25 protein-coding genes are annotated in these 23,587 nt (G+C 66.7%); 15 read left to right on the forward strand and 10 right to left on the reverse strand.

Annotation, left to right across the window (positions count from 1 at the left end; all coding sequences use genetic code 11):
• Positions 1–98 precede the first annotated feature (98 nt).
• Entirely contained in the window at positions 99–1,121 is a 1,023-nt protein-coding gene (locus ABTX24_RS11495) for an SLAC1 family transporter (RefSeq protein ID WP_350839660.1), read from the reverse strand.
• Positions 1,122–1,194: 73 nt separating this feature from the next.
• Here ABTX24_RS11495 and ABTX24_RS11500 point away from each other — a divergent pair, with 73 nt between their 5' ends.
• Positions 1,195–1,755 carry a TetR/AcrR family transcriptional regulator gene (locus ABTX24_RS11500; RefSeq protein WP_350839662.1) on the forward strand — a complete coding sequence of 187 codons (561 nt, stop codon included), beginning with the start codon at positions 1,195–1,197 and terminating at the stop codon, positions 1,753–1,755.
• Between the two features lie 67 nt (positions 1,756–1,822).
• Here the strand turns inward: ABTX24_RS11500 and ABTX24_RS11505 are convergent, their stop codons facing one another.
• Both ABTX24_RS11505 and ABTX24_RS11510 read right to left on the reverse strand, forming a co-directional pair.
• On the reverse strand, positions 1,823–3,253 hold the full coding sequence (locus ABTX24_RS11505) for a coniferyl aldehyde dehydrogenase (protein ID WP_350839664.1): 1,431 nt from the start codon (positions 3,251–3,253) through the stop codon (positions 1,823–1,825).
• Positions 3,254–3,272: 19 nt separating this feature from the next.
• Complete coding sequence (locus ABTX24_RS11510; protein ID WP_350839666.1) at positions 3,273–4,067, reverse strand: SDR family NAD(P)-dependent oxidoreductase; 795 nt, start codon at positions 4,065–4,067, stop codon at positions 3,273–3,275.
• A 66-nt stretch (positions 4,068–4,133) separates the two neighbouring features.
• On the opposite strand from ABTX24_RS11510, the gene ABTX24_RS11515 reads away from it, so the two are divergent.
• The gene (locus ABTX24_RS11515) at positions 4,134–4,718 is read left to right on the forward strand and encodes a TetR/AcrR family transcriptional regulator (protein WP_350839668.1); all 585 of its coding nucleotides are present in this window, start codon (positions 4,134–4,136) and stop codon (positions 4,716–4,718) included.
• Between the two features lie 196 nt (positions 4,719–4,914).
• Here ABTX24_RS11515 and ABTX24_RS11520 read toward each other — a convergent pair whose 3' ends face one another.
• Positions 4,915–5,697 (reverse strand): MBL fold metallo-hydrolase, encoded by a 783-nt coding sequence (locus tag ABTX24_RS11520; protein WP_350839670.1) that lies wholly within the window; start codon positions 5,695–5,697, stop codon positions 4,915–4,917.
• 236 nt (positions 5,698–5,933) lie between these two features.
• Here ABTX24_RS11520 and ABTX24_RS11525 point away from each other — a divergent pair, with 236 nt between their 5' ends.
• Complete coding sequence (locus tag ABTX24_RS11525; protein WP_350839672.1) at positions 5,934–6,803, forward strand: helix-turn-helix domain-containing protein; 870 nt, start codon at positions 5,934–5,936, stop codon at positions 6,801–6,803.
• 133 nt (positions 6,804–6,936) lie between these two features.
• Here the strand turns inward: ABTX24_RS11525 and ABTX24_RS11530 are convergent, their stop codons facing one another.
• From ABTX24_RS11530 to ABTX24_RS11545, 4 genes are all read right to left on the reverse strand, one after another.
• Positions 6,937–7,650, reverse strand: coding sequence for a flavin reductase family protein (locus tag ABTX24_RS11530; protein WP_350839674.1), 714 nt, complete (start codon positions 7,648–7,650; stop codon positions 6,937–6,939).
• Positions 7,651–7,678: 28 nt separating this feature from the next.
• The gene (locus ABTX24_RS11535) at positions 7,679–8,467 is read right to left on the reverse strand and encodes an enoyl-CoA hydratase/isomerase family protein (protein WP_350839676.1); all 789 of its coding nucleotides are present in this window, start codon (positions 8,465–8,467) and stop codon (positions 7,679–7,681) included.
• Between the two features lie 83 nt (positions 8,468–8,550).
• Positions 8,551–9,468 (reverse strand): alpha/beta hydrolase, encoded by a 918-nt coding sequence (locus ABTX24_RS11540; protein WP_350839678.1) that lies wholly within the window; start codon positions 9,466–9,468, stop codon positions 8,551–8,553.
• A gap of 2 nt (positions 9,469–9,470) precedes the next feature.
• Positions 9,471–10,646: an alpha/beta fold hydrolase gene (locus tag ABTX24_RS11545; RefSeq protein ID WP_350839680.1), complete on the reverse strand. Its 1,176-nt coding sequence runs from the start codon at positions 10,644–10,646 to the stop codon at positions 9,471–9,473.
• Positions 10,647–10,819: 173 nt separating this feature from the next.
• Here ABTX24_RS11545 and ABTX24_RS11550 point away from each other — a divergent pair, with 173 nt between their 5' ends.
• Positions 10,820–11,671 carry an MBL fold metallo-hydrolase gene (locus tag ABTX24_RS11550; protein WP_350839682.1) on the forward strand — a complete coding sequence of 284 codons (852 nt, stop codon included), beginning with the start codon at positions 10,820–10,822 and terminating at the stop codon, positions 11,669–11,671.
• Positions 11,672–11,697: 26 nt separating this feature from the next.
• Here ABTX24_RS11550 and ABTX24_RS11555 read toward each other — a convergent pair whose 3' ends face one another.
• Positions 11,698–12,291, reverse strand: a complete 594-nt coding sequence (locus tag ABTX24_RS11555) for a CGNR zinc finger domain-containing protein (protein ID WP_350839684.1) — start codon at positions 12,289–12,291, stop codon at positions 11,698–11,700.
• Between the two features lie 146 nt (positions 12,292–12,437).
• Here ABTX24_RS11555 and ABTX24_RS11560 point away from each other — a divergent pair, with 146 nt between their 5' ends.
• A complete protein-coding gene (locus tag ABTX24_RS11560; RefSeq protein WP_350839686.1) occupies positions 12,438–13,283 on the forward strand; it encodes a PaaX family transcriptional regulator in 846 nt (281 codons plus the stop codon).
• Here the strand turns inward: ABTX24_RS11560 and ABTX24_RS11565 are convergent.
• The gene (locus tag ABTX24_RS11565) at positions 13,280–14,059 is read right to left on the reverse strand and encodes an SDR family NAD(P)-dependent oxidoreductase (protein WP_350839688.1); all 780 of its coding nucleotides are present in this window, start codon (positions 14,057–14,059) and stop codon (positions 13,280–13,282) included. The two genes, ABTX24_RS11560 and ABTX24_RS11565, sit on opposite strands and share 4 nt — an antisense overlap.
• 118 nt (positions 14,060–14,177) lie before the next feature.
• Between ABTX24_RS11565 and ABTX24_RS11570 the strand changes: the two genes are divergently transcribed.
• Genes ABTX24_RS11570 through ABTX24_RS11615 form a run of 10 tightly spaced genes read left to right on the forward strand, consistent with a single transcriptional unit; the run spans position 14,178 to position 23,438 of the window.
• Positions 14,178–15,911: a PEP-utilizing enzyme gene (locus ABTX24_RS11570; RefSeq protein WP_350839690.1), complete on the forward strand. Its 1,734-nt coding sequence runs from the start codon at positions 14,178–14,180 to the stop codon at positions 15,909–15,911.
• Positions 15,877–16,752: an SDR family NAD(P)-dependent oxidoreductase gene (locus tag ABTX24_RS11575; RefSeq protein WP_350839692.1), complete on the forward strand. Its 876-nt coding sequence runs from the start codon at positions 15,877–15,879 to the stop codon at positions 16,750–16,752. Before ABTX24_RS11570 ends, ABTX24_RS11575 begins: the two co-directional genes overlap by 35 nt.
• Before the next feature lie 14 nt (positions 16,753–16,766).
• Entirely contained in the window at positions 16,767–17,294 is a 528-nt protein-coding gene (locus tag ABTX24_RS11580; RefSeq protein ID WP_350839693.1) for a 3-phenylpropionate/cinnamic acid dioxygenase subunit beta, read from the forward strand.
• A gap of 50 nt (positions 17,295–17,344) precedes the next feature.
• The gene (locus ABTX24_RS11585; RefSeq protein ID WP_350839694.1) at positions 17,345–18,154 is read left to right on the forward strand and encodes a VOC family protein; all 810 of its coding nucleotides are present in this window, start codon (positions 17,345–17,347) and stop codon (positions 18,152–18,154) included.
• A gap of 14 nt (positions 18,155–18,168) precedes the next feature.
• The gene (locus ABTX24_RS11590; protein WP_350839696.1) at positions 18,169–19,539 is read left to right on the forward strand and encodes an aromatic ring-hydroxylating dioxygenase subunit alpha; all 1,371 of its coding nucleotides are present in this window, start codon (positions 18,169–18,171) and stop codon (positions 19,537–19,539) included.
• On the forward strand, positions 19,536–20,492 hold the full coding sequence (locus ABTX24_RS11595) for an alpha/beta fold hydrolase (protein WP_350839698.1): 957 nt from the start codon (positions 19,536–19,538) through the stop codon (positions 20,490–20,492). The genes ABTX24_RS11590 and ABTX24_RS11595 overlap by 4 nt, the downstream gene beginning before the upstream one ends.
• Positions 20,485–21,144 (forward strand): hypothetical protein, encoded by a 660-nt coding sequence (locus tag ABTX24_RS11600; RefSeq protein ID WP_350839700.1) that lies wholly within the window; start codon positions 20,485–20,487, stop codon positions 21,142–21,144. Before ABTX24_RS11595 ends, ABTX24_RS11600 begins: the two co-directional genes overlap by 8 nt.
• On the forward strand, positions 21,144–21,494 hold the full coding sequence (locus tag ABTX24_RS11605; protein WP_350839702.1) for a non-heme iron oxygenase ferredoxin subunit: 351 nt from the start codon (positions 21,144–21,146) through the stop codon (positions 21,492–21,494). The genes ABTX24_RS11600 and ABTX24_RS11605 overlap by 1 nt, the downstream gene beginning before the upstream one ends.
• On the forward strand, positions 21,491–22,711 hold the full coding sequence (locus ABTX24_RS11610; RefSeq protein ID WP_350839704.1) for an NAD(P)/FAD-dependent oxidoreductase: 1,221 nt from the start codon (positions 21,491–21,493) through the stop codon (positions 22,709–22,711). Before ABTX24_RS11605 ends, ABTX24_RS11610 begins: the two co-directional genes overlap by 4 nt.
• 58 nt (positions 22,712–22,769) lie before the next feature.
• Positions 22,770–23,438 (forward strand): histidine phosphatase family protein, encoded by a 669-nt coding sequence (locus ABTX24_RS11615; protein ID WP_350839706.1) that lies wholly within the window; start codon positions 22,770–22,772, stop codon positions 23,436–23,438.
• The last annotated feature ends 149 nt before the right edge of the window (positions 23,439–23,587 follow it).

Consider the following 23,587-nt stretch of genomic DNA (forward strand, 5'->3'; position numbering starts at 1 on the left):
TTCCCGTTCAGCTACCTGATGGGTCTGCGCACCACTTCAGTCCCGAGGTGGGCGGTATGCCGCGCGAGCGTACCCATGCAACTCATGCGGCGAGCGGATCATGTACCCAGGCCGGTCGCCGCCGGCTGTACGGCGCGTGGTCGACGAATCAGTAGGGCGGTCCCGGCGCCGAGTACGAGGAGCAGCGCGGTCGTGGCGCACAGGGCGATCACGGCCACGGTCTCCGTGAACACGCTGGGGTGGGCGACTGCCCATCGCAGGCTGTAGGACGCGAGAGCGGCGGCGGGGAACGAGAATGCCCAGTAGCCGAGGTGGAAGGGGCCGGAGAGATAGTTCGGGAGCATGAACACCTGCGTGCACAGGAACAGCACGACGACGCCGGCCAGCCCGTTCTGGACCGTGTCTGTTCGTCCGGCTTGGAGCGCGAACCATGCAAGGCCGGCGGTCGCGGGCGGGGTGACGAGAACGGCCAGGGTCGGGGTGAGGGAGGCGGGGAGCGGCGCGCCATGGATGAGACGGAGGAAGATGACGGTCCCGAGGGTGAGCCAGTAGAAGCCGCCGACGGTTGCGGCGGCGATCCCCGCGGTCGGGTACCCCACGCCTGTCAGCGTCATCGCGGCGATGAAGGGTCCCGCGATGACCGGGAGGGCGTAGCCGGGGTGGATCTGTTCGAGATGCAGGGCGCCGCTGAGCCAGAACGCAAGCATCTGTGCGCACATGCCGGTCAGGATCACGACCCAGATGATGCAGAGCACGGTTCCCGCCGCTGAGGGCAGGTACGTGGCGTAGTGGCCGGTGAGGAGCAAGGCCACGACCGGGACGTAGGCGGGAAACGGACCGGTGATCGGGTGCTGGATGTCGTTGATCAGGTGACGCAGGCGCGCGCGAGTGAACGGCAGTCGTGCGACGACGACGGTCAACCACCAGGCAGCACTGATCGCGAAGAGCACTTCACTGATCCAGGAAGGTACGCCGAATTCCACGACGGCCAGGCTCCACGCGCTGCCGGTGCCGGCGAGGCCCAACGCGATCCCGAGTGTCGAATAGGGGAGTCGTCGGGTGTCAGCCTGAGGATGGAACGGACTCTCGTCCGAGGTGGTGATGGTGTTCTGCTCGCGCAACGCGATGCCCTCTCGTTTGAGACCGTACGGTGCAATACTAGGATAGGTTTCTGCTGCTGTCGAAGGAGGGTTCATGGCGCGTCCTAAGGAGTTCGTCCCTGAAGAGGTGCTGGAGCAGGCGATGCTGACCTTCTGGCGCACCGGGTACGACGGGGCCTCGACGGCGGAGCTCGCGGCGCAGATGGGCATCGGCAAGCGCAGCATGTACGACACCTTCGGCGACAAGCACGCCCTGTACTTGGCGTCCTTGCGTCACTACATGCAGCAGGTCGAGACCGCGAAGGAAGAGGCGGCCGCGCGAGCGACCACGCTTGCCGATGCGCTCCGGGAGGTGCTCGGCCCACCGCCCCAGGTCGGGGGCCGCCCAGCGGGGTGTTTTGCGACGCTCGCTGCCGCGGACGTCACCGACGACGATCCGGAGGTCCGGGAGCTGGTTACGGCGCATTTCGACCGTTCGCGGGAACGGGTGCGCGCACAGATCCGACGCTTCAAGGGGCGGGTGCCCACGGGTGCGGAAGATGTTGTGACGATCGCGTGCGACGCGGCGATGGGCTACCGGGTTCGTGCCCGCTCCGGCGCCGTGCGACCTGGACAGATCGACCGGCTCGTCGAGTTCGTGTGCACCCAGCTATGACCTGCCCAAGTACACGGGACGCATGACAGAGGTGGCCGGCTGGACTGCGGCCGGCCACCTCTGAGGGTCAGCGGAGGAAGAAGTCGAGCAGGCGGTCTGCTCGAGACCCGAAGGGGGCGTGCAGCAGGTCGACGAAGTTGTACCGGCCCTGTTCGTGGATGCCCTTGGGGTGGCTGAGGGTGCGGAACCCCTCTTCGCCGTGGTATTTGCCGATCCCGCTGTCGCCGACCCCACCGAACGGCAGGTCGTCCTGGGCGACGTGCGTGATGGTGCCGTTGATCGTCACGTTGCCCGAGGTGGTGCGGTCGAGAACCTGTCGCCGTTGTGCGTCCCGCGGTCCGAAGTAATACAGAGCGAGGGGGCGGGGACGGGCGTTGACGTACGCGATCGCCTCGTCGATCGTGCGGTAGGTGAACACGGGGAGGATGGGGCCGAAGATCTCCTCGTGCGCGATCTTCATCTCGTCGGTCACGTTCAGCACGACGGTGGGGGCGAGGGTGTGCGGGCGCTGTGCGGCATCCTCGGGACGTTCGCCGACCTGAATGACCGTGGCGCCGTGCGCGGCGGCGTCGTCGATCAGACCCTGGAGGAGTGCGTGCTGCTTGTCGTTGATGATGGCGGTGTAGTCGGGACTGGTCGGTCCGTCCGGGTAGAAGCGCTTGACCAGGGAGTCGTAGCTGGAGATGAACGTGTCGAGGTCGTCCTCGTGGACCAGGGCGTAGTCGGGGGCGATGCAGGTCTGTCCACCGCTGAGGAGCTTGCCGAACACGATCCGCTCCACGGTCTTCTCGTTCGCGTGCCCGCGGGCCACGATCGTCGGCGACTTTCCGCCCAGTTCCAGGGTGACGGGCACGAGATTCTCGCTGGCGGCCCGCATCACGGACTTGCCCACCGCGGTGCTGCCGGTGAAGACGAGGTGGTCGAAGGGCAGGGTGGAGAACGTCTGTCCGTCGCCTTCGGTCAGCGCGACCTGTTCGGGCGTGAAGACCTCAGCGAACAGCGTCGCGATGACGGCGTTGGTGGCCGGAGTGAACTTCGAGGGCTTGAGCATCACCCGGTTGCCTGCGGCGATCGCGGTCACCACCGGCGTGAGTGCGAGGTTGATCGGGTAGTTCCAGGGCGAGATGACCCCGACGACTCCGAGCGGCTGGTACTCCACCCGGTTCCGCCCGAGGAGTAGCTGGAGGTCGATTCCTCTGCGGCTGGGCTTCATCAGGCTCTTCAGGTGCTTGGCGAGGTAGTCGATGGCGTTGACGACACCCAGCACCTCCATCATCGCGGTCTCGTGACGTGCCCGGCCGCCGAAGTCGCGGTCGATGGCGGTCTCGATGTCGCTTCGGTGGGCGAGGAACGCGGCGCGGAACCGCTTCAGGTCATCGCGGCGCTGCTCGAGCGAGGGGGCGCCGTCCCGCAGGTACGCCGCGCGCTGACTGTTCAGCACGGTGGTGAAGCGTTCGGTGTCTGCGCCCGATCCCACGGGCGCGGTCATGTTCTTCATTTCTGCCTTCTTCGCGTGGTCAGTGAGTAGTGCGGGTGATGCGACCGAACACCTGAGCGGTGTGTCGGCGGCTGAGGAAACGGGAGATCTGCGAGATGGCCTTGTTGGTCGTTCCGGAGACCACGCTCGGCGGCGGGTTGCGTCGATCCAGGGTGCGCAGCGCGGTGTGCACGACCTGCGCGGGGGTCTGCATGGGAGCCCCCGCACTCATCTCCTTCGAGCCGGCGACATCGAAGAACTCCGTGCGCGTGGGCCCCGGGCTCAGCGCGAGAACCTTCAGGTCCGACCCGGACGCCCGGGTCTCCTGCCACAGGGCTTCGGTGAAGTTCAGCACGAAGCTCTTGCTCGCGCCGTAGACCGCCGCCGTCGGCCAGGGCTGGTGACCCAGGAGGCTCGCGATGTTCACCAGCACGCCGGTCAGCTGGGGAAGGAAGGCATGGGAGACGTCGACCAGGCTGGCGATGTTCAGGGTCAGCTGCGCCTGCATCCGATCCGGATCCTCCGCTGCGAAGGGGGTGTGGGTGCCGAAGCCGGCGCAGTTCACGAGGCTGGTGACGATCAAGCCCCGCTCGCGGAGCTCATCGCGCAGCCGGCGCCCGGCATCGGGAGAGCCCAGGTCGAACGCGACGGGGGTGACCGTCACGTTGTGCTCCTTGGTGAGGTCTGCGGCTAGCGCCTCCAGTCGGTCGGCGCGGCGTGCGACCAGCACGAGGTTCGAACCTCGTGCGGCCAGCTGGCGGGCGAACTCGGCGCCGAGCCCCGAGCTCGCGCCTGTGATCAGTGTCGTGTGATGGGTGTAGTCGAAAGTGGCCATACCGCCACTATACACACAAAGTGGCACTGAGTGCCACCTCTGACATTCTTGCGCTATTCTGACTGTATGGAACCTCTCGACCTTCGCGCCCGCACCCGCCTCGCGGTACGGGCAGACATCAGCAACGCCGCCATGACCCTGTTTCTCGAGCAAGGTTTCGCGGCGACGACGATCGATCAGATCGCCGAGACGGTGGGAATCTCCCGGCGATCCCTGTTTCGGTACTTCACCTCCAAGGAGGACATCGCTGTCGCCAATGTCACCGAGCGCGGAAACGCCGTCCTGGCGGCACTCCAAGCGCGCGACACGAACGAGGGGCCGTGGGAGGCCCTGCGGGCCGCGGTGTTTCAAGCCGAGGGATTCGGACCCACCGAGGTAACGGACGAGACGCTGAGGATCTCGCGGCTTCTCCGCGAGAACCCCTCGCTACAGGGGTTCCGTCTGGAGAAGCAGAAGCAATGGCAAGAGCTGTTGGCGCCCGAGATCGCGAAGCGACTCAAGGATGTCGAGGATCCGGAGTCCGCAGCGCGCGGAATCGTGGCGGCCGCGCTGGCCTGCGTGGATGCTGCCGTGGACATCTGGGTGGCGCGCGGCGGAACCGGCGACGTGTTCGAACTGTTCGAGAACATGGTGGCCGCCGTACGCCGCTAGGATCCCGGTTGCCTTGAGGCGCCACCACATCCTCGATCGTGAAAGGCCCCGAAAGCCGGCGTAGGGGAAGCGAGATCCCACCAGCCCGCCTGGGGACCTACCGGAATGCAAAGTGGGGCGCGCTGCTTTTCGCAGCGTGCCCCACTTTGTGCTCAGAACCTGGTGCCGTGGAGGTTATTGAAACGTCGGAGCGGACTCAGTTCTGAGGGCCGAACATGTAGGAGTTGGCGACGTCGATGAGAGCCACGCCCTGGTAGCTGGGGTAGCGCTCGGTGATGGCCTTCTTGTACGTGTCGCCGTCGTCGCCGAGCAGCTCGCGGCCGGCGTTGACATAGTCGGTGAGCTCTGCCCAGATGGCCGGGGTGGTCGGCTCGCCGTGGCCGGGCAGGATCGTGTCGTACTCGGTCTCGGCCGCGAAGCGGTCGATGTTGGCCTGCCAGCCGTCGAAGTCCTTGTCCAGGAACCACAGGTGGGTGTGGTTGTAGACGACGTCCTGAGCGACCAGGACACCTTCCTCGGGCAGCTTGATCACGAGAGTGGTGTGGATCTCGCCGCCGGTGACCTTCTCGAAGACGAACGGGATGCCGTCGATGACCTCGGTGCCCGGGGTGATCTCCACGGTCGGAGTCACGTCGGCGAGGGGGATCTCGGCGCCGGTGGGCAGATCCGTCTTGGCGCCCATGGCGACGATCTCCGCGGTGGTCTCGGGCAGCGCGTGCACGGGTACGCCGAAACGGGCCGCGCCCTGGTAGTGGTCGGGATGCGCATGGCTGACGACCAGGCGGTCGAGCGGCTTGCCGAGGCTCTTGGCGTAGGCGACGACCTCGTCGGCGTAGGCAAGGACGAACTGCGCGTCGACGGCGATGATCCGCGACGGCGTCTCGATCAGCTGGGTGGTGACGTCCAGGCCGTCCTCGGGTGCGGTGTAGCTGTGGATTCGGACTTGGCCCTTGTCGATGACCGTGAGGTTGCCGTGCATGGTTGTACTCCTGTCGAAATGCGGATGAGTGGTCAGAGGACGCGGGCGAGGTGGATCGCGCGGCTCGCGAGCGGCCATCGGCGAAAACGGACACCGCTGGCATTTCCCCAGGGGCCCGCGGCCCCCCGAACACCTCCATACTGCGACGGAACCGGACCTCCAGCGAGGTACGCTGCGGTCTCGTGATGGTCCACAGGCGACACGCGGGGCACTACCCCGGTCGGGGGAGCGAGGGGATGCCGAAGGTGGGGTTCCAGCCTCCGGCCGGGACCCCGGTGGGCATGGAGGTCCTGACCCTGGCTGATTTCCGCGACCGTACCCGTGACTGGCCCTGGCACATCGCCACCCCGCACCGGCAGGACTTCCACACCCTCATGCTGGTCACCGCCGGCACCCTGACTCACCGTGTCGACTTCACCGGATACGTTCTGCCGCCCGGCTCCTGGCTGTGGATCCGGCCCGGCCAGGTGCACCAGTGGCAGAACCATGACCAGGCCGAGGCCATCCTGATCTTCTTCCGGGAGGACTTCGTCGCCCCCGAGACTGCAGAACTCACCGGACTCGGCACCAGCATCACGCCAATGCCGCTGTACCGCCCTGAACCTTCGGGGATCCCTGTTCTCGCAGCGGCCGCTGAGCAGCTGATCGTCGAGTTCTCCCAATGGGGCCATCATCCGCTGCCGGTACACACCGCGCTGCTGCACCGCCTGCTCGACGTCATACTCCTGCGCCTCGCCAACCTGCAGCAGCAGGGCCAGGCCGCGGAATCCGCACCGGAGCCCTTCCTCCGCTTTCGCGACGCTGTCGAACGAGGCTTCACCCGCACCCACCGAATCGACGACTACGCCCGCGAGCTCGGTTACTCCACCCGCACCCTCACCCGTGCCACCCAGACCGGGGCGGGCGTCAGCGCGAAGGACTACCTCGACCAGCGCCTCGTCCTGGAGGCCAAGCGCCTCCTAGCCCATGGCACCGAACCCGCCTCCACCATCGCGGCCCACCTCGGCTTCACCAGCGCTACCCACTTCGGCAAGTTCTTCCAACGCCACACGGGCCACACCCCGCTGGCCTTCCGCGCCACCCAACGGGTGTCGCCCCCTGCCTAGCTGCCACCCCAAGACCAATCCTCGGTCACCAGGGCGCGGCTGCCCAGGTGACCGAGGACTGGTGAAGGGCCACCCGGTGAGGCCCGAACGCGCGACGATCACGTCGAAGTCGCGTGTGGTCCGCCGCTGATGCTTACTCGAGGACGGCGCCGGACGGCGACCAGCTGGGTGTGTCGATCGGCGAATAGTGCGCGTCCTTCTGGTCCAGGCGCTCCATCCGGCGACCGGAGTACTGGTCGATCACCTCGGCGGCGAGCGGAGGAACGAACGTGTTGTTCACCAGGGTGTACTCAGCGGCGAGTCGTCCGACCGGGTTGATGGCCCCGAAGTCGATCCGGCCGCCCTCCACGTACAGGTCGTCCCTGATGTAGAAGCGAACCACATTGCCCCACACGAGGTTGTTGACGCCGTCGGGAGCGGAGAGGATGCGGTCGACGGTGCACTCGAACGCGATGGGTGCACCCTTGATGCGCGGCGGGCGGACGGCCTCGGACGGCTCTTTCTCCAGTCCGATCGTGTCGAACTCGTCGACGTCGGGCTCGAACTCGAACGCGCTGCGGTGCAACCCCTCGATCTGCTCCAGAGTGGCCATGTTGGTCACGAACTCGCCGGTGTCGCGGATGTTGACGAAACTGTCCTTCAGCGTGACGCCATCTGAGCGCGGCTGCATCGACAGCGAGATCCGCGGCGGTTTGCGCCCGACCACCGTGAAGAAGGAGATGGGGGCCAGATTGCCCACGCCGTCGGTGGACTCGGTGCTCACCCAAGCGATGGGACGGGGAATGACACTGCCGATGAGCAGCTTGTAGGCAGACTTCGCGTCCAGGTCCGCGGAATCGATGATCATGAGGAGTCCTTTACGTAGCGGTGAGGGGTCAGCGGCCCTTGAACGGGAGGATTGGCCGGGGACGGCCCTCTGCCAGGGCCTTGGCGGCGGAGGCAAGACCGTCCTTGACGTCCTCGGTCTCGTAGAGCGGGACGGCGAGATCGAACAGCTGCTGATCGGCGGACGGGATGCCGCCGGTGGCCCAGGCTCGCAGCAGCCTTTTGTGTACGACATGTGCCCGAGTGGGACCTTGGGCGATCTTCAGGGCGAAGGCCTCGGCTTCGGCGCGCAGCTCATCGTCGGGGACGACGCGGTTGATGACCCCGGCCTCAGCCATGACCGAAGCGGGCACCTGCTCGGAGGTCAGGGCCCACTCGTAGGCGCGGGCCCGGCCGGCCCGTTCGGCCACGCGGTGGATCCCGCCGAGGAGGGTGACGATGCCGAGCGACTGCTCGGGATGGCCGAAGCGGGCGCCCTCGGCGGCGAGGATGATGTCGGCGCGGAGCGCGAGCTCGAACCCGCCACCGAAGCACAGGCCCTGGACTGCAGCCACGACGGGGACGGGGAGCTGCTCGAACCGGTTGATCACGGCCATGATCTGGTCGAAGTCGGCGCGCAGGCTGGCGAGGTCGGCGCCGAGCCAGGGCCGGAAGTCGCCACCGTAGCTGAAGTCGGGGCCTTCGGCGCGCAGCAGGACGGCACGGGCCTGGCTACGTGTGATGGCGTCGACGGCATCACTGAGTTCTTCGGCGAACTCGGGCGCAAAGCGATTCTGCGGAGGGTTGTCGAGGACGATCGTGGCGACATCGCCATCGACGGAGTGGGTGAGGACGGACATGGCAATTCCTTGGTTGAAGAGTGTGTGTGCGGGCATGCAGCTCATCGGGTGAGGCGGTCGCAGCAGCGCGAACCGCCGCCGCCTCAGGAGCCGGTTGAGGCTGCGGCCGGGTCGAGGTGCGTGCGGAACCACGACAGCGCAGCCCCGCTGGACTCCTCGAAGTGCACCTTGTAGACGTCGAAGTGCCCGCCGGACACCAGGACGAGCTCCTTCGGGGCCAGTGCCCGTTCGAAGGCGGCGAGCTGGATGTCGGCCGGGATCACCGTCTCGCCGGTCGCGACGATCATCATGAGCGGCTTGGGTGAGACGCGAGGGATCCATACGCCCGGCTCGTACAGCCGTGCGGCCCGGCTGGAGCGCGCTGTCACCGTGTTGTTCTCGCGGCCCGGCGGAACCAGGTCACGGTAGAAGCGCACCGCGTCCGGGCCGGAGTACAGGGCCGGGTCGGACGGATCGTCGCCGATGGAGGTCAGGTAGCGCAGCTCGCCGCCGGCGGCCAGAGCGCGTTCGTCCTCGGCTTGGGCAAGCTCGAAAGCGGCGATGCGCTCCGGCGTGATCTTGCGCTGCCACTGCTCGAACCCGCTGATGGTGGGCACCTGCGACACCACGGCCTTGATCCGCACATCGGTCGCGCCGAGCACGATCGCGTGACCGCCAGCGAAGCTCGTGCCCCATACCCCGATGCGGTCCGCATCGACCTCCGGCCGGGCCTCCAGGAAGCTGATCGCACGGCGCCAGTCCGCGATCTGACGCCACGGGTCGGTGTCGTTGCGGGGCTCGCCGTCGCTGGCGCCGAAGGTGCGGTGATCGTGGATGAGCACCACGAAGCCGGCGTCGGCGAACTTGCGTGCGTACGGGTCGAGGCCCATCTCGCGATTGCCGCCGAAACCGTGCGCCATCGTGATCGCGGGGCGTGGGCCCTCGCTGTCCGGCAGGTAGAGCCAGCCGCGCAGCGTCACCTCGCCGTCGGCGGTGAACTCCACGTCGATACGTTCGGTCATGGTCATTCGCCTTCCGTGAAGTCGAAGTGCTCGGCGGGGACGAGGCCGCGCGCAGTCAGGGCCGCCCCGGCGTTCGCGTTGATCTGCACCACGGCCCCGAGAGGACGGTGGTGGATGGCGATCTCGGTGATGAGACCTTCCTCATCGCGCGTCAGGATGGTGATCCCCTTCATCTCGAACCCGCCGAACGCGGCCGCCTCCCACTCCAGATAGGTCCGCTGGCCGTCCTGCACCTGTCGCACGAACTCGAGCCGTTCGTACAGGGCGCTCACCGCGGCCATGGCGGCCTCGACCTGCTCCTTGCGCTCCAGGGGCTTGGCGAGCGCACTCGCCTCCAGCCGCACGTTCGGCGAGAGCGCCATCCCGAATGACTCCTCGGTGCGCTGCTCGAACGCGGACATCCAGTTCTCGGCGGGGCGGCCGTCGGCGGTGTTCGACGTGGTCGCCTCGACGACCGTGCCGATGACCGCAGCGACTGCCGCTGGGTTCTCGGCGTGCGCCCAGTGACCCGCGCCGGCGATCGTCTGCGTGGTGACACCGGGAAAGCGGGGAGCGACGTACGCGGAGATGATCTCGTCCGTGACGAAGGGGTCGTTCTCGCCACGCAGGACGGTGACACTCCCGTGGTACGCGCTGGGCTGCTGTCCGTCGGGGTGGCCTTCGTTCCATGCTGTTGCCGTGTCGGCGATGGTCGAGGGAGCGACGCTCAGTGTCACCTGGGCGAGCCGGTCACTCTCCTCGGCAGGGAAGGCCGTGGCGAGGGTGGCCCGGAAGGCGCGTTGGGCGTCGAGCTCGAGATCCGGTGCCCGGAAAGGCGCGATCTGCTCCGGGGGCAGGTGAGTGCCCGCCAGCGGGATCGGATTGACCAGGACCAGCGAACGTACCTGCGTGGCCAGACGGGCTGCGACGAGCTCGGCGATCTGGCCGCCCATGCTGTGGCCGACGAGCACGACCGGGCCCTCGACCGTGCGCAGGACGGTCTCGAGGTCATCTGCCCATCGGACGAGCGTGAACGGGCCTGGGTCCGAGGCTCGGTCGCCCATGCCGGCGAGCTTGAAGGCGATCGACGGGATCGACCGGTCGTCGAGGACGGTGCGGACGCTGTTCCAGATGGCGCCGTCGTCCAGGTATCCGTGGACGAGCACCGCGGTCGGCGTCTCCGTAGTTGGGCTGTTCATCTCGTGTCTCCTTTGACGATCGCTCTCTTGCGGTCGGGTGGCTGGAGCCGCTGCCTCGAGATCCGTGCTCCACTCGAACGCGATGACATAAGCATAGGGTTTATGCTCATGTCAACGCCGTCACTCGACGAGGCCCGGAGTGGGGCGAATACCAGAGATGCGAGGAGTCACCCATGACATCGAACGACTTGACCTACGCCGTGCACATCGCAGACGGCATGCCGACCACCAACCCCGACGTCCCGCCCGATCTCGACGAGCGTCGCTGGTCGCCGACCTCGAGCATCCTCGTCTCGGGCGGGGGAGAGGCGCTGTTGGTGGATCCGCTCTTCACGATCGCGCAGGCCGAGGGTCTGCGTCGGTGGCTCAGCGAGCGTGGCGCCCCAGTGACGAGCGTGTACGTCACGCACGGCCATGGCGATCACTGGTTCGGCCTCGGCGCTGTTCTGGATCAGTACCCCGATGCGCGCGCCGTCGCGCTTCCGGAGGTCGTCGAGGAGATGGCGTACCAGTCCTCGCCCGAGGTGCTCAAGGCGGTCTGGCGCGCTTGGTTCCCCGACCAGATCCCTGAGCGGCTCGTGCTCGCGGAACCGCTCGACGGCGAGGTCCTGACCGTGGGCGGGGCGGAGGTCCGACCGGTCCGCCTGGGACACACCGACGGGGACAACACCACCTGCCTGCATGTTCCCGACCTCGGGCTGGTCGTTGCGGGCGACGTGATCTACAACGGCGTGCACCTCATGCTCGCGGCATCAGACGCAGACGGGCGAGCCGAGTGGCTCAGGGCGCTCGACACGGTCGAGGCGCTGGCACCGACCGCGATCGTCGCAGGCCACAAGGACCCAGTCGCAGATGACGACCCCCGTCACATCGAGGAGACCCGCCGCTACATTCTGGACTTCGAGAGCGGGGTGCGTCGCACCGGCAACGCCGTCGAGCTCTACGAGTACATGCTCGAGCGCCACCCGTCGCGTATCAATCCCGGCGCCCTGTGGGGGTCCTGCCGGGCGGCAAAGGCCGAATAGTCGCCAGGTCGGGCGGTCGCGCGGAGCTATGCGCGTGCGGCCGCCCGGCGCTGCCGCGAGGCTCGAAGGTTGACGGCGTTGCCGCAGATACGCACGTCATGCCAGGCGCCGTTGTTGGGGTTCGTGCCGTCATAGAACGCGACCGAGCATGCCCGATTGCGGCACATCTTCAACCGACGCCACGTTCCTGTCAGCTGGGCGTTCGTGATCTCGTTGAGCGTTGCGGCGACGACCCACCGGACGTCATTGCCGTTCGGTGTCAGGGCGAAGGTGCCATCGGCGTCGATCCTGACCTCGAGCGTGCCGCCCACCCCGTTCCGTGCGGGTCGCAGCGGGGTGTCCCGTACGGCACCTGAGATGGCCATCTGCAGCGATGCTCGGAGCTGCTGAAGTCGCACCATCCCGGGTTCGTCGACCTCGATCGTCGGCGCCTCCGTCCCGGTGTGGCGACTCCACTCCTCCAGGGCGCCGGCGACCCACGACGTCGCAGAATCGGGCGTCGATAGCAGGTCCTCGAGTGCGGGCTTGCCGGCGGCGCGGGTGTTCAAGACCTCCTGGACGAGGATGAGCGGTCCGGCGGCGATGCGGTCGGTGTAGCGTTCGCTCGCGAGTTCAGACATAGGCAAAGTCTATTAGCCTAAGATCACTGGCGCCACCTCGGCGGACTGGCTTCAACGCGCAACCCTGCACCGGCGATGCCCCCGGACCCAACCTGTCGATTCGCTTCCATGTGACGAGCGTAAATATCCTGGGGTACTCTTGTTGCGTGACTTCGTTCGGAAATCTCGGTACCGCCGGTCGTCCGCGTCGTTTGATCTTCACGCTGCTGGGTGGCTATTGGGAGGTTCTCGGCGACTGGGTCCGGTTGCGCGTGCTCGTGGGCTTGCTCGAGGATCTGGGGCTCACCACCAAGGCAGCGCGTGCGGCGACTGACCGGCTCGTGGAGCAGGGCATGCTGTCTCGCGAGCGGCGAGACGGGGAGGCTGGACTCGTGTTCACGCCAGCGATGGTCGCGAGGATCGAGCAGCGGTCCCGTCGGATCTTTGTTCACAGGGAGCCGGCCAGGCTCGTCGACGGTTGGCTGTTGGTGTCGTACTCACTGCCCGAGAGCGAGCGCGACCGCAGGCATTTGCTGCGCTCTGGGCTGGAGCAACTTGGTTTCGCGAGCATGGGTGCAGGCCAGTGGCTCGCGCCGGCTTGGCTCAAGACAGATGTGGTCGAGCTTGGGCGAAACCTCGGCGTGGCCGACCAGATGACGTTGTTCGTTGGTCAGTTCGAGGGCTTCGGGCACTTGCGTGACCTGGTCGAGCGATGCTGGGACTTGCCAGCGCTGGGGGCGCAGTATCGGGAGTTCGTTCATTTGCAGGGTCCGCAACTGGCAAAGCTCCGGCTGGCTCCGTCTGTCGATCCTCTCCAGGCGTACGTGTCCTACACGATGGCGCTGCATACCTGGCGGATCATGCCTGTCCTGGACCCGAGCCTGCCCGCCGAGGTGTTGCCGGCGGACTGGCCCGGGAATCAGGCTGCAGACTTGTTCTTCGAACTGCGCAAGCTGCTCTATCCGGCTGCGCGCGAGTATGTCGAAGCCAAGCTTGTTGAGCCGAGTCGCTAGATCATCACGCCACCGTCGACGCTGTAGCAGGCGCCGGTGACATAGCTGGCGGAGTCGGATGCGAGGAAAGTCATCACGCTGGCGACCTCGGCTGCGTCGCCGTAGCGGCCCATCGGCACTCCGGCCAGGAACTGGTCCTTGACGGCCGATGGCATGTCGGGGGCCGCGAGGCTGTGGATCGCGTTCATCATCTGACTCTCGATCGGGCCGGGGTTGACGCAGTTCACCCGGATTCCCGCGGCCACACCCTCTGCGGCGCAGGTGCGCATCAGGCCGACGTTCGCGTGCTTGCTGGTCACGTAGGCGGAGAAGCCTGGGAAACCCTTGGTGCCGCCCATCGACGAGGTGATCACCACGCTCCCGCCACCACCGGCCGCCATGGCGGGCATGACGGCCCGCATGCCCAGCCAGGTGCCGCGGACATTGGTCGCGATGACCTTGTCGAACTCGTCGAGCGGGTAATCCCCGGTGGGTGCGACGACCCCCTGGTAGCCGGCGTTGTTGACGAACACGTCGATGCGGCCGAAGTGCTTCTGGGCGGCTTCGACGTAGCCCGCCACGTCCTCTTCTCGGGTCACGTCGGCGCACGCCAACTCGACCTCGACGCTTTCGCCGACCTCGGACTTGATCTCCTGGCTGAGCTTGTCGAGAGCCTCTTGGCGGCGCGCCACCAAAAGTAGTGACGCTCCCTCGACCGCGAATCTGCGCGCGGTCGCCGCGCCGATGTCGCCGGTAGCTCCTGTTATCACCGCGACCTTGCCTTCGAGCTGTCCCATTGGTCCTGCCTCTCCTGGAAAGTGGATACCCCGTGCCCTTGACGGGCGTCACGACTATATGATTTCGTGGCGAGTGTCACAAGGGGCTACGAATCAGGACGACGCAAGGGGAAACAACATGACTGGATCTACAGCGAAGCTCTTCTTGATCGATGACGAACCGAGCGAGCGCTTCCCTGTCTGGACTCGTGGCAACGTCGGGGAGGTCTTCGCTGAAGCCGTCTCCCCGTTGACCTGGGACCTGCTGGGCTTTCGCGGCTACGAGCTGGGCTGGCGCGACGCGCTGGCCAAGATCGGCGCGTTCGCTCTCGAGGAGTTCCGCGCGGATGACAACGAAGTGTGTGGAGCTTTCGGTGGCTACGTCTACATCAACGTCTCGGCTTCGCGGGTCCTCGCGGTCCGGCTTCCCGGGATGACGCCTGAGCAGATGGACCAGTCGTTCTTCGGCGACCAGGAGGCCCCGGCATACGTTCCGTCACCGGCTGACGAGAACGCGGAGCGCACCGCGCAGGCGGGCGCATGGCTGATGAGTCTGCTCACCGGTCCGGACCTGGCCTTCCTAGACGAGGACAAGGCATATATCGACGGTGAGGCCGCCGCGCGGGGTGACCTCCAGTCCCTGACGGACGCCGAGCTCCTCGGCCGTGCACGCCGATTCACCGGGGAGATGCGTAGGTTCTTCGGCAGCCACATCTACCTGCTGTACGGCGCCAACGTGGTGACTTCGGTGGTGTCAGGGGTGTGCACGGCCGTTGGTCGCTCAGAGTTGGCATCCGAGATCCTCGCCGGGCTCGGTGAGGTCGACTCGACCGGCACTTCAGACGGTCTGTGGGCCTTGTCCCGGCAAGTTCGCGCATCGGCGACTCTCACCACCGCCTTCGAAGGGGGTACCGACGGTCTGCTGGAGCGCCTGGCGAAGAATCCCGACGCGGCCGACTTCTTGGTCGTGTGGGATGAGTTCATCCAGCAGCACGGTGCCTACGGCAAGAACATGTGGGAACTCCGCTCCGCTACCTTCGCCACCCACCCCTCGCTGGCAGTGGAGATGCTCGACCTGCTGCGTCGCGCCGACGACAGCCAAGCTCCGACGGCGAAGACCGCCGAGCTCGCCGAACGCCGGGAGAAGGCGATCGGCGAGGTCGCCGCCCTGCTCGCCGGGGACGAAGAGACGCTGAGCCAGTTCCTGGGCGCCGCCGCCAATGTCAAGCTGCTGCTGCCCGGTCGGGAGCGCGCGAAGACCAACTGCGTCAAATGCATCCAGGAGGCACGGCTCGCGCTGCGCGAGCTCGGCCGACGGGTCGCAGCCGCGGGAGCTGGCGCGGCCGACGACATCATGCTGGTCCTGGACGCCGAGCTCGAGGACTATCTGGCCGATCCGGCCTCCGCCGCAGCCACCATCGCTGCGCGACGCCACCAGCTCGAGGAGTTGTGCGCGCTCGAACCGCCCTTCGTCTTCGCCGGCGAGGCCCCGACCAAGGATGCCTTCAAGCCTCGCAGGGCCTCCCGCGTGGCCGGTGTCGAAGCCGGTTCCGTGATCACCGGGCTCGCCGCGGCCCCGGGCACACACACCGGTCGGGCGCGGACCATCCAATCGATCGACGAGGCGGCCAAGGTCGAGGACGGCGACGTCCTGGTCGCCGAGATCACCGATTCCACCTGGGGCCCACTCTTCCTTACCGCCGGTGCGGTTGTCGTCGAGGCGGGCTCACCGATCAGCCATGCCGTCATCGTCTCTCGCGAGCTGGGGATCCCTGCTGTGGTCTCGGTCCCCGATGCTGTCGACCGTATCCCCGACGGTGCCCGCGTGACCGTCGACGGTGGTACCGGAACGATCACCATCGAGGAGGTCTGACGAGATGCCATCGCGTCGGCTCTCGGGAACGGTTGCTCTGATCACGGGGGGCGGCAGCGGCCTGGGAAACGCCCTTGTCGGCACCTTCGTCGGTGCAGGTGCCCGCGTCGTCGTGCTGGAGCGCTCCTCACAGAAGGCGGCCGAGCTGGCAGCGGCTCACCCGGAGATCGAGGTTGTCGTCGGAGACGTAACGGTCGCGGCGGACACGACGAAGGCGGTCCGCCATGCTGTCGCCACGTACGGGCAACTTGACTGTTTGGTCGCCAACGCCGGCATCTGGGATTTCGGCACGTCCGCGGCTCAGCTGGATGTGGACAACCTCGACTCGTCGTTCGGCGAGGTCTTCGGGGTCAATGTCAAGGCGGTTCTCCTCGGTGCGATGTGTGCTCGCGAACAACTGCGACGAGTCCGAGGAAACGTGATCGTCACTCTCAGCGGGGGCTACGCCTACCCCGGCGGAGGCGGGCCCCTGTACGTCGCCTCAAAGCACGCCGCCCACGGGCTCATCCGACAGCTCGCCTATGAGTGGGCACCCGAGATCCGGGTCAACGGGGTGGCGCCCGGTGTCATGCACTCCGATCTGCGAGGTCCGGGAGCGCTTGGGCAGGACCACCGGGTGATCACTGAGCTCCTTCCGCAGGAAGGCCTGCGCCAGCGCACTGTGACCGATCACGACGTGGTTCCCGCCGACTACAGCTGGCCATACGTGCTCCTGGCGTCGCCCCGGGAATCGCCCACGACCACAGGCACCGTGATCGACCTGACCGGGACCCGGGTGCGCGGTCGGCGCGACCGTGAGCGGGCCCGTGAGTTTGCCATGACCAACGAGGGAGAGAAGTGACTCAGACATCCACCATGCGGCCGCCCCCTGCGCCGGCCGCTGTGCAGCACGACATCGAGCAGTTCCTCTACTTCGAGGCACAGCTCCAAGACGAGCGGCGCTACGTCGAGTGGCTCGAGCTGATGGCGGAGGACGTCCACTACTGGGCACCGACCCTCACCACGCGAACCAAGCGAGAGCGCAAGTTCGAGGTGGCGCTGCCCACCGAGGTGGCCCATTTCGACGACAACCTGCAGCACCTTCAGATGAGGATCGACCGTCTCGGGACCGGCCAGGCCTGGTCGGAGGAACCGCAGTCCCGCACTCGGCACCTGATCACCAACGTGATCGTGCACGCACAGGCCGAGAATGGCGAGCACAAGGTGCTCTCGAACTTCCTGCTCTACCGCCGTCGGGGCGAGACCAATCCACCAGATGTCTTCGCCGGCTGCCGAGTGGACGTGCTGCGACCTGGCGGTCCTGCCGGCTGGTTGATCGCCTCTCGCCGCATCGAGCTCGACCAGACCCTCATCCTCGCCAAGAACCTGAGCATCTTCTTCTGATGGGTATCCCGATGACTCTTACCGTTCCTCCCGTTACGGCCCTGGCACACGTGATACTCGAGGTCGCCGACCTCGACTCCTGGGTCGACTTCGCCACCAATCTTCTTGATGTCGCCATCACCCGTGACGGTGACGTCGCCCGCATTCGGATCGACTCGCGCGACTTCCGATGGGAGCTGAAGGCCGCCGATACCGACCGCGTGGTCGCGTTGGGCTGGGAGCTGCCAGACGATGCGTTCGTCGCGGCGTGGGCAGCCGCCACACCAGGTGCACAGATCGGTGACCCGGTCGAACGCGGCTGCGGCTCCCTGGCGTGGGTGATGGGTCCCGGCGAGGTCCGGCAGGAGGTTGTAGCACGGCCCCGTCGCAGCAGGGTTCCGCTCGCCACACCGAGGGGCACACGATTTGTCGCAGAGGGACTTGGAGCAGGCCATGCAGTGCTCGTGCTCGAGCCTCTTGCAGAAATGATCGAGTTCGCCCGCACGGTCCTCGGACTCAGGCTCACCGACACAATCACCCGGGGCGACCGCGTGGTGACCTTCATGCATTGCGCCGGCTCCGCCGCACGCCACCACAGTCTCGCCCTCACCAACCGGACGGGTCCGACCGAGCTCAACCACCTCATGCTGGAGGTGACCGAGATGAACATGGTCGGTCGGGCTTATGAGCGCTGCGAGGAAGCCGGCGCGGTGTCCCGCGGCCTGGGCGAGCACACCAACGACGGGATGTTCAGCTTCTACTGCCGGACACCTTCGGGCTTCGAGATCGAGTACGGCTGGGGAGGCACCGTCGTCGACGACGCGTCCTGGCGCCCTGTTGACCACCCGGCATCCAGCATCTGGGGACATGACAAGCGATGAGCAAGGAGCACACCGTGCCTGTGAGCACTCCCGGCTACGAGCCGAAGAACATCTCTGACTTCATCAACACCGAACAGGGGCTGATCTCACGCGAGATCTTCGTCGATGAGGACATCTATCGCCAAGAGCTCGACCGCATCTTCGGGCGCTGCTGGCTCCTGCTGGCACACGAGTCCCAGCTGAAGAAGCCTGGCGACTACTTCGCGACGTGGATGGGGGAGGACCCCGTCGTCGTCGTCAAGGGCCGAGACGGACAGATCCGCGCGCTGCTCAACTCCTGCCGCCATCGTGGCATGCCCGTGTGCCGCGCCGAGGTCGGGAACACCAAGGCGTTCACCTGCACGTACCACGGGTGGGCCTACAACCTCGACGGTGATCTGATCAACGTCCCGTACGAGGAAGAGGGCTATCGCAACGCCATCGACAAGAGCAAGTGGGGAATGATCCCCGTCACCCGAGTGGAGAACTACAAGGGCCTCATCTTCGGTAGCTGGGACCCCGATGTGCCGCCGCTCGAGGAATACCTTGGGGAGATGGCCTGGTACCTCGACGCCTTCCTGGACCGCCGTGAGGGCGGCACCGAGGTCATCGGTGGCGTTCTCAAGTGGCGAGTCGAGGGCAACTGGAAGCTGGCGGCAGAGCAGTTCGCCTCCGACAACTACCACGCACCGATCAGCCACGCCTCAGCGATCGCCACGCTGTCGAAAGATCTGCCGGAGGACACTGCGAAGTGGGGACATGGAGGCGGGGCACAGTTCAACAGTGCCTTGGGTCACGGCGCGGGCTTCGCGGTCTCGGAGAACTGGATGGGCAAGTTCCTGGCGCGCGGATTCACCAAGGAGCTGTGCGACTACTACGAGAAGCACTGGGCGGAGATGACCGACCGCCTGGGTAAGGACCGGATGCAGGGGCCGCTCTCGGGACACGCGAACGTGTTCCCCACGATGTCGTACCTGCCAGGCATCTCGACTTTGCGGGTATGGCACCCACGAGGTCCTCACGCGATGGACATCTACGCCTGGGTGCTGGTCGATGCTGCCGCCTCACCGGAGCTCAAGGACGAACAGCGTCGTTTCACACAGCTGCTCTTCAATGCATCCGGACTGCTCGAGCAGGACGATGGCGAGAACTGGGCCGACATCCAGCGGGTCCTGCGTGGCCAGATGCAGCGCCGCTTCCCGTTCAACTACCAGATGAGCATGGAGCACGAGTGGACCGATGATCCACGCTACCCGGGCCGGATCTCCGGCTACGTGAGCGAGGCCGCGGCGCGGAGCTTCTACCGTCGCTACGCCCAGCTCATGGACGGCGAGAGCTTTCCCGCCGAGCCGCCTGCCGCTCCCGACGTGCCGTCCGGTCGACTCGACCTCAAGGAGCCGGTATGACCGCACGAGACCTGAAGCTCAGTACCCAGCCGATCGTACGGCCGCTCGACGACTGGCCGGAGCTGGCCGTCGAGCTGCTCGGCGCCCAGAACCGTGTGGTTCAGGGGCCGAAGTACGCCCACCGCATCATCGAGACCGGCCGGGCGGGGTTGCCTCCATTGATCCTGCTGCACGGCGTCGGCGGACATGCCGAATGCTGGGCACGAAACATGCGACCGCTCGGTGAGCGCTTCCATGTGGTCGCGGCCGACATGGTCTACCACGGCTACTCGAGCAAGGAGCCGTGGGACGACGCCGACTGGGTCGCGGTCATGGCCGAGGGCGTGGTCGACCTGATGGACGCGATGGGCTGGCCCAAGGCTCACGTCCAGGGCGAGTCTCTCGGGGGCCACGTCACGTTCGAGCTGGGCCGACGATTTCCAGAGCGCTGTGACAAGCTGGTGCTCAACACCGGCCTACCGCGGGTGCAGATCCTCGACGAACGGCTCGCCGCCGCGTCGGCGGAGCGCAAGGCGCGGTCGAAGCTCGGCGGACTCTCCGCGGACGTGGTGCGTAACCCGACGTTCGAGTCGATGCACGAGCGTATGCGCTGGCTCGTTCACGAGCCGGAGCGCATGACCGATGAAATGGTTCGAGTCAGACTGGGCATCTACCAGGACCCGACCGTCAACGCAGCCATGCACCGCGTCTACCGGATCGACACCACGGGCAAGCTGCCGCTACCGGTGCGTACAGAGGACGAGCTGGCGGCCTTCGCGCCAGAGACGCTGGTCTTCTGGACCGAGCACAATCCGGACTGGAGCCCGGAATACGCCCGCTACATCGCCGACAGGATCCCGAACTCGAGCTTCTACTGCATGGCCGACGCAGGTCACTGGCCGCAATGGGAGAAGCCAGAGGAACACGATCAGGTCCTCATCGACTTCCTACTCGCGGAGGCGACCCATGACTGAGCCCAAGAGCACGACGGCCACCGACGTGGCGACCGGTGGCGGACCCGATCCGATGGAGCTGACGCTGCACGCGCTGCGGATCAAGGGAATGGCAGCGATCTCGGCGCTTCAAGCACTGACCGGCCTCGATGAGGAGGTCCTGGCCGACGCACTCGTGCGCATGGAGTCCGCCGGCCGGGCAGCGTTCTTGGACAGGCGCTCGCTGTGGCGGATCACGCCAGAGGGCCGCGAGCACCATGCCGTCGTAGTCGCTGGGTTCCTCGACGAGATCTCGCGAGAGAAGCTGGCAACCCTGTACGAAGGCGAGTTCCTCACCATCAACGCCGATGTCAAGGCCACCTGCTCGGACTGGCAGATCCGGGACGGCAACCCCAACGAACACGACGACGACGACTACGACGCCGAGGTCGTCGATCGACTCGCCTCCACGCACGAGCGTGCGTTGACCACGCTCGCCAAGATGACGTCGGCGCCTGACCACCTCGAGCTCTATCCGGCTCGACTCGAGACCGCGCTCCGCGCCCTGCGCGACGGAGAGACCAAGCGGTTCACCGGCTTCGGCTGCGACTCCTACCACGACATCTGGATGGAGCTGCACGAAGACCTGCTCCAGATACTCGGTATCGACCGGGCCGTCGAGGGGAGCTCATGATGACTGAGTCTGTGACGTCCGGCGGGCTGCGGGTGGCGGCTGTCGAGGACATTCCCGAAGGCGAGGGAATCGTCGTGCCCCGCGACCTCGCCGGCACTCAGGACGACATCGCGCTGCTGCGCGACGAGGAAGGGTGCGTCTGGGCGCTGGACAACACGTGCACTCACGAGGTGGCCTCGCTCGCCGAAGGCTGGGTGGAGGACGGATACGTCGAGTGCCCTCTGCACGCCTCCAAGTTCAACCTCAGGACCGGGGCTGTCGAGGGGATGCCCGCAACGAAGCCAACCAGACCACACAAGGTCGAGGTCCGTGATGGCGAGGTCTACCTCTTCGCCGAAGGGACGCCATGAACGGCCACGGCCTGGTCATCGTCGGCGGGGGACTGGCCGGCCTCTCGACAGCAAAGACGTTGCGCGCGGGCGGCTATACCGCACCGGTGATCATCCTGGATCCAGCGGATTTCCCCTACGATCGACCGCCGCTTTCCAAGGAGTATCTCGCGGGCACCAGGACGGCGGAGGACATCGCGTTGCTCGGCGCGCACTGGTTCACCGAGAACGACGTCGACTTCCGCGGTGGCCAGCGTGTACGTAGCCTCGTACCGTCCGAGGACCATGTCAGTCTGATCCTCGAAACCGGAGATCAACTGATCGCCGAGCAGGTAGTCCTGGCGCTGGGGGCCGACGCGATCATCCCGCCCGTGCCCGGCATCGAGCGCCACACGGTGCACACCCTCCGCGACCTGCCCGACGCGGACCGACTGCGCAAGGCGTTCGCCCCCGGTTCCAGTCTGCTGATCGTCGGTGCCGGCCTGATCGGTGCCGAGGTCGCCTCCACTGCCACCAAACAGGGTGTCCGGGTCACTCTGGTCGACACCGCCGAGGTGCCGCTCGCGGGGGCGGTCGGCACCGACACAGCCGCCTGGCTGCACCAAATGCACCGTGAGCACGGGGTCGAGACGGTGCAGACGACGCTGCGACGCCTCGAGGAGGCCCACCCCGGCGTCATCGCCCACCTGTCCGGCGAACTGGCGCCGCGCCGCTTCGATGCGGTGCTTGTCAGCTGCGGCTCGCAGCCACGCACAGCACTCGCGGAGGAGGCCGAGCTCACCGTCGATGGTGGCATCATCGTCGACACCGACCAGCGCACCAGCCATCCTCGAGTCCTCGCCGTCGGTGACTGCTCCCGGGTCCGAGACCGGCCCCGCGCCGAGCACTGGGAGGCTGCGAAGCTCACGGGTGAACGCGCGGCCGCGACACTGCTCGGCGAGCCCGGCAAGCCGGAGGCACCTCCGTGGTTCTGGACCGACCGTTACGACTACCACGTCGAGGCAGTCGGCGATCTCGCCACCGACGAGGCCGGTGCACCGGCGACCTTCATTCGCCGAGGTGGCGCGGAATCGTGGTCATATCTCGCGATCTCGGCCGGGCGCCTGCGGGGTGCGATCTGCGTCAACGACGCCGCCAGCATGGGGGTCTTCCGTCGACTGGTCGATCAGCGCGTCACTGTCGACGCCTTCACCCTTCAGGATCCCTCCACCAATCTCCGCAAGCTGCTGAGGAAATGACATGACGTCTTTGGACCCCGCACGTCCGTCTGCCCCGCCCGCCGCCCCGGTCGACGCATTGGACGAGGCGCTGTTGAAGTACGGGCCACGCACGACGCTCTATCTGATCCGGCACGCTCAGCAGGACTACCCGAGGGCGGGGAGTTCTGCCGCCGACATCGTGGACCCGCCGCTATCCGGCGTCGGTGAGCGCCAGCTCGAACATCTGGCCAAGCGCTTCGTGGAGGTGCCTCTGGACGCGGTGTACGCCTCGCCGCTGAGCCGCGCCCTCCGCACGGGGCAGGCAGCGGGATCGCACCTCGGGCTGAAGCCTGCTCTCGATCGTGATCTGCGTGAGTTCGACATCTTCTACCAGTTGCCCGGCGACGTACCGCCTGAGGTCTCCCTGGGTGAGGAGGTGCTGGAGGCCGCCCGCACTCAGATGGTTCGTGATCTTCGATGGGACGCCTATCCGGCGAGCGAGACGTCGGCACAGTTCCGCGGCCGCGTCAACGCCGCGATCGATCGCATCGTCGCGGCCCACGAGAACCAGTCGATTGCCGTGGCCTGCCACGGCGGCGCGATCAATGCCCTTCTCGCGAGCCGCCTCGGCATCACCGAAGACATGTTCTTCCGCGCGGCACACACCTCGGTCACCACCGTCTACATCAGCGGCGACCGGATGGTCATCCATGGACTCAACGACTACACCCATCTCCGTGATGAGCCGGAGCTCAGGACCGCATGACCGGCGGCAGCTATCTGACCACCGAAACGTATGAAGAGGAGAGCGCAATGACTACCGACATCGAGGGTGGGGTCGCCCTGGTGACCGGTGCCCCCACCACCGGCCACCCGTTCGTCACTGGCAGCACCGTGAGTGTCGATGGTGGGGGG

The organism is Nocardioides sp. NPDC127514, assembly GCF_040302125.1.
Taxonomy (GTDB): Bacteria; Actinomycetota; Actinomycetes; order Propionibacteriales; family Nocardioidaceae; genus Nocardioides.